Below are 5377 nucleotides of genomic sequence, written 5' to 3' on the forward strand. Positions count from 1 at the left end.
CACCACCAGTGTGTGCACCAGCGGCCACATCGCATCGGGCAGGGGCTGGATGGGCGAGGGGTTCAGCACCACCGGGCAACCCGCCGCACGGGCCATCTCGGCGGCGGCCAGTACCTGGGGCAGGGGGGTTTCGAACTGCAGCACCAGGCCGCCTGCGCCGTGCAGTGCGGTGCCCAGCGCGACGGCATCGAGCACAAACCGGCCATTGGCGCCGGGCACGACCACGATACGGTTCTGCCCTGTGGCCTCCACGGTGATGGCGGCCACGCCGGTGGTGGTTTGCGCATCGGTCTGCACGCCGCTGTGGTCAATGCCGTCGGCGTCGAGCCCGGCGCGCAGCGTCTGGCCGTAGCCGTCATTGCCCACGCGGCCGAACAAGGCCACCTGGGCGCCCTGGCGCGCGCAGGCCACCGCCTGGTTACCGCCCTTGCCGCCGGGCACCAGATGCAGGGCGTCGGCCAGCACGGTCTCGCCAGGGCCCGGCGCATGTTGCACCTGCAGCACCAGGTCCATGTTCAGGCTGCCGACCACGGCGATGCGGGGCGTGTGGGTCGGGCTCATGCCGTGCCTCCGGGCGCATGGGCCGTGGAGGCGCGCACGCGCAGCTCGGGCTGCAGCATCACCTTGCGCGCGTCCTGGCGCTTGCCGTCGATGCGCTCCAGCAGCATGTCCACGGCCAGCGCGCCGATGCGCTGCTTGGGCTGGGCCACGGTGGTCAGCGGCGGGCTGGTGAAGGCGGTGAGTTCGATGTCGTCAAAGCCGACGATGGACAGTGCCTCTGGCACGCGCAGGTCGCGTTCGTGCGCGGCACACAGTGCGCCCATGGCCATGAGGTCGTTACACACGAAGACGGCAGTGGGCGGCTCGGGAGCGCGCAGCACGGCGTGCATGGCTTCGTAGCCGCCCTGGCTGGTGAAGTTGCCGTGCCACAGCAGGCCTTCGCCTGTGCCGCAACCCGAATCGGCCAGCGCGGTGCGCCAGCCAGCGATGCGCTGCTCGCTGGGGGCAATGCCTTCGGGGCCGCCAATGCAGGCAATGCGGCGGTGGCCCAGCGACAGCAGGTGGCGCGTGGCCAGCAGGCCGCCCTGCATGTGGGCGGTTTCCACCAGGTCGCAGGGTTGTTGCCCGGCGATGTCGATTTCGCGGTCCACCAGCACGGTGGGGATGGACAGGCCCGCCAGCTGCGTGGCCAGCGTGGCGTCATGCCCGGTGGAGACCACGATGAGCCCGTCGATGCGCCGCTCGGCCAGCACCTGCAGGTAGGTGCCCTGGCGGTGCGCCTCGTCGTTGGTGTTGCACAGGATGACGTTGTAGCCCGCGCCAAAGCAGCGGTCTTCCACGCTGTGCACGATCTCGGCAAAGTAGGGGTTGGAGCTGTTGGGGATCAGCATGCCCAGCGTGCGCGTGTTGTTGCTCTTGAGGCTGCGCGCAATGGCGCTGGGCACGTAGCCCAGGGCGCGGATGGCGGCCTCGACCCGCTCGCGCCCCTCGGGGCTCACGCGGCGCGTGCCGTTGACAACGTGCGACACCGTGGTGACCGACACCTCGGCGTGGCGCGCAACGTCCTTGATAGTAGCCATGCAGGAAGAAGAAAAATCGGTGTGTTGAAACAGGTTCAGCGGGCGGCGCGGCGCTGGCGCAGCGTGTCCACAATGACGGCCGCCACGATCACAAAACCCGTGATGATGCGCTTGCTGGGCTCGCTGGCGCCCACCTGGGCCAGGCCCGCCTCCAGCACCGCGATGATGAGCACGCCAAACGCGGTGTTGATCACCGAGCCGCGCCCGCCCATCAGGCTGGTGCCGCCAATCACCACGGCCGCAATCACCTGCAGCTCCATGCCGGTTCCGGCGTTGGGGTCGGCGGCTTCCAGCCGGGCCGACTGCATCAGGCCCGCCAGGCCCGCCAGCAGGCCGGTCATGGCAAACACGATGACGCGGATGGGGCGCGGGTCCACACCTGCCAGACGCATGGCTTCTTCATTGGTGCCAATGCCCACCACGCAGCGGCCAAACACGGTGCGCGATAGCACCAGCTGTGCCACCACCACCAGCACCACGGCCAGCAAGAACGCGAACGAGATGCCGCCAAAGAAGGGTGCCGAAAGCCACGAGATCGCATCGCCCACGTACTGCGTGCGCGAGTCGGTCACCACATACGCGCTGCCACGCACGGCTTCAAGCATGCCCAGCGACACGATGAACGAGGGCAACCGCCACGCCACCGAAATCATGCCAGTGATGGTGCCGCACACTAGGCCCGTGGCCAGTGCCAGCGCGGCGGCGGCGGGCACCGTCCAGCCCCATTGCAGGATGGCGGCGGCCGAGGTGGCGGCGGCCAGCGCCATCACCGAGCCCACTGACAGGTCGATGCCCGCGATGATGAGCACAAAGGTCATGCCCACGGCCATCACGGCCAGGGCCGGGATTTCGTTGGCGATGGTGATGAAGGTCTCGGCGCTCCAGAAGTATTCGGACAGCGACGAGAACAGCGCCACCATGCCCGCCAAAACGGCCAGCAGGCCCAGGTAGGTACCCAGCTGGCTGCGCCAGACCGAGGCGGAGGAGGGCGCCGCAGCGGGCGCGGCAGATGGGGTGGGGGCGTTCATGCGGTCACAGGAGAAGAAATTGAAGGGGTGGTGCTGGCGCGCCCGCCGGGCTCGGAGAACGCGGCCGCCAGCAGCGATTGCTCGGACCACTCGCCGCGCTCGAACACGGCCACGAGGCGGCCCGCGCTCATCACGCCGATGCGGTCGGCCATGGCCATGAGTTCGCGCAGGTCGGACGACACCATGAGCAGCGCGCGGCCCTCGGCGGCCATGCGGTCCAGCTCGCCATACAGCTCGGCGCGTGCGCCCACGTCCACGCCGCGCGTAGGTTCATCCAGCAGCAGCACGCGGCCTTCGCGGTGCAGCCAGCGGGCGAACACCACCTTTTGCTGGTTGCCGCCCGACAGCTGCCCCACTGGCTGCTCGGGGCTGCGGCAGCGGATGCCCAGCGTGCGCACAAAGCCCTGCACCAGGCGGCTTTCGAGCCCACGCTGCAGCCAGCCGCCGCGCGACACGGCCGACAGGTCGGACAGCGTGGCGTTGATCCGGATGGGCTGCGAGAGCAGCAGGCCCTGGGATTTGCGGTCTTCGGTGACGAGGCCGACTCCGGCGGCAATGGCCTGCAGCGGCGAGGCAAAGCCCCGCTGCCAGGTGCGGGGTGCGGTGGGCGCTGGAGTGGATGGTTTTGCTATGTTTTGTATAGCTGATTGTGCTTGTCCATCAAGCGCTGGAGCCTGTTTTTGTTCAGAATGCGGGTGCAATGTGACGCTGCCCCGGTCTGCCCGGTCCGCGCCGAACAGCAGGCGGACCAGCTCGGTGCGGCCCGATCCGACCAGCCCGGCAATGCCGAAGATCTCGCCCGCGCGCAGCTCCAGGCTCACGTCCTGCACGGCGGTACCCCGGCCCAGGTTGTCAGCGCTCATCACCACCGGGCCCACAGGGCGGCGCGGGCGGTGGTCCAGGTCGCTCACCACGCGGCCCACCATGCGCTGCACCAGGTCGTCCTCGCTCATGCCCGCCATGGGGCGCACGTCCACCAGGCGGCCGTCGCGCAGCACGGCCACGCGGTCGGCAATGCGGCGCAGTTCTTCGAGCCGGTGCGACACGTAGATGATGGCCACGCCGCGTGCGGTGAGGTGCGCGATCTGCTCGAACAGGTAATTGGTCTCGCGCGGCGTGAGCATGGCCGTGGGCTCATCGAGCACCAGGATGCGTGTGTCGTCCTGCAGGTTGCGCGCAATCTCCACCATCTGCTGCTGGCCGATGCCCAGCTGCGAGACCGGGGTGGCGGGGTCGATGTTGTCGAGCCCGATCTTGGCCAGCTGCGCACGGGCGGCGGCGTGCAGCACATCGCGCTGCAGCCAGCCCAGGCGGTGTGGCAGGCGGCCCATCAACAAATTCTCGGCCACGGTGAGCGTGGGCACCAGGCCCAGCTCCTGCATCACCATGCGCACGCCGTGGCGCTCGGCATCGCGGCGCGACGTGGGGGCGTAGGCCTGCCCCGCCAGCTGCATGCCGCCGCGCGTGGGCTGCTCCAGCCCGCACAGGATCTTGGACAGCGTGCTCTTGCCCGCGCCGTTTTCCCCGGTCAGCGCCAGCACCTCGCCCGCAAACAGCTCCACGTTCACGCCGTCGAGTACGGTGGCGGTGTAGTCCTTGCCTACTGCCTGGATGGCGAGCAAGGGCGGGGACTGAGGAGCGGGCGAGCGACTGGGCATGGGGGCTTGAAGTGGGCGGCTGCAGGGCGGTGTTTATCGGTTGAGCAGGGAACAACGCCAGAAGGGCCTTGTTCGCCGCTCTCGGATTTACTTGCTGTCTTTCGTCACCAGCACCACATCCGTCTTCACCGTGGCGGGCAGCTGGTTCTGCGGCGTCTTGGCGGCCAGGGCCTTCTGCGCCAGCTCGATGCCGAACACGGCCTGCTTGGCGGCGTACTGGTCAGCGGTGGCCAGCACGCGGCCGTCGGCCAGCATGGGCTTGATGGCGCCAATGTTGTCATAGCCCACCACCTGCACCTTGCCGGTCTTGCCCGCAGCCTTCACGGCGGCCACGGCGCCCAGGGCCATGCTGTCGTTGCCGGCCAGCAGGGCCACGAGGTCAGGGTGCTCGCGCATCATGCCGGCGGCCACGGTGTTGCCCTTTTCGATCTCCCAGTTGCCGGACTGCACGCCCACCACGGTGATGTTGGCGGCCTTCATGGCGTCCTGGTAGCCCAGGGTGCGCTGCTGCGCATTGAAGGTGGTGGACACGCCTTCGATGATGCCGACCTTGTCGCCGGCCTTCAGCGTCTTGGCCAGGTGGTCGCCCACCAGCTTGGCGCCTGCACGGTTGTCGGGGCCCACGAAGGGTACGGTGATGTTCTTTTCCTTCAGCGCGTCGGCATCGAGTTGGTTGTCGATGTTGACCACGAGGATGCCCTTGTCGATGGCCGTCTTGACCACGGGCACCAGCGCCTTGGAATCTGCCGGGGCCAGCACGATGGCGCTGACCTTCTGCGCCACGGCCTGCTCGATCATCTTGATCTGGGCTGCCGTGTCGGTCTCGTTCTTGATGCCATTGGCCACCAGCGTGTATTCCTTGGCATGGGCCTTCTGGTGCGCCTTGGCGCCGTCTTCCATGGTGCGGAAGAACTCGTTGGCCAGCGACTTCATGATGAGCGCGATCTTCGGCTTGTCCTGCGCGAAGGCAGGGCTGGCCAGCAGGCTGCCCACAACGGCGAGGGCGGCGGCGGTCTGAACGGAACGGCGGGTGAACTGCATGGGTGTTGTCTCCAGGTTGGAATGTGGACTGAGGCAACGCTGAACAAGCCTCTTGCGCCCGGCGCATCCC

General features: G+C 68.3%; 5 protein-coding genes. All 5 read right to left on the minus strand.

All coding sequences use genetic code 11. The annotated features are described in order from the left end of the window. Positions 1-561: PfkB family carbohydrate kinase (locus tag DBR23_RS12305; protein ID WP_233250423.1), on the minus strand; the 561-nt coding region annotated here is incomplete at its 3' end. Then, positions 558-1580, minus strand: a complete 1023-nt coding sequence (locus DBR23_RS12310; RefSeq protein ID WP_108498435.1) for a LacI family DNA-binding transcriptional regulator — start codon at positions 1578-1580, stop codon at positions 558-560. The genes DBR23_RS12305 and DBR23_RS12310, both read right to left, overlap by 4 nt. Before the next feature lie 35 nt (positions 1581-1615). Then, the gene (locus tag DBR23_RS12315) at positions 1616-2608 is read right to left on the minus strand and encodes an ABC transporter permease (RefSeq protein WP_099731326.1); all 993 of its coding nucleotides are present in this window, start codon (positions 2606-2608) and stop codon (positions 1616-1618) included. Then, positions 2605-4266, minus strand: a complete 1662-nt coding sequence (locus tag DBR23_RS12320; protein WP_108498436.1) for a sugar ABC transporter ATP-binding protein — start codon at positions 4264-4266, stop codon at positions 2605-2607. The genes DBR23_RS12315 and DBR23_RS12320 overlap by 4 nt, the downstream gene beginning before the upstream one ends. An 87-nt stretch (positions 4267-4353) precedes the next feature. Then, positions 4354-5307, minus strand: coding sequence for a sugar ABC transporter substrate-binding protein (locus DBR23_RS12325; RefSeq protein WP_099731324.1), 954 nt, complete (start codon positions 5305-5307; stop codon positions 4354-4356). Positions 5308-5377: the final 70 nt, after the last annotated feature.

This window comes from Acidovorax sp. HMWF018 (genome assembly GCF_003061035.1).
Taxonomy (GTDB): Bacteria; Pseudomonadota; Gammaproteobacteria; order Burkholderiales; family Burkholderiaceae_C; genus Acidovorax; species Acidovorax delafieldii.

Coding starts and splice junctions, on each gene's coding strand:
- DBR23_RS12310 (WP_108498435.1), bottom strand. CDS start 1,580: ATGGCTACTATCAAGGACGTTGCGCGCCACGCCGAGGTGTCGGTCACC.
- DBR23_RS12315 (WP_099731326.1), bottom strand. CDS start 2,608: ATGAACGCCCCCACCCCATCTGCCGCGCCCGCTGCGGCGCCCTCCTCC.
- DBR23_RS12320 (WP_108498436.1), bottom strand. CDS start 4,266: ATGCCCAGTCGCTCGCCCGCTCCTCAGTCCCCGCCCTTGCTCGCCATC.
- DBR23_RS12325 (WP_099731324.1), bottom strand. CDS start 5,307: ATGCAGTTCACCCGCCGTTCCGTTCAGACCGCCGCCGCCCTCGCCGTT.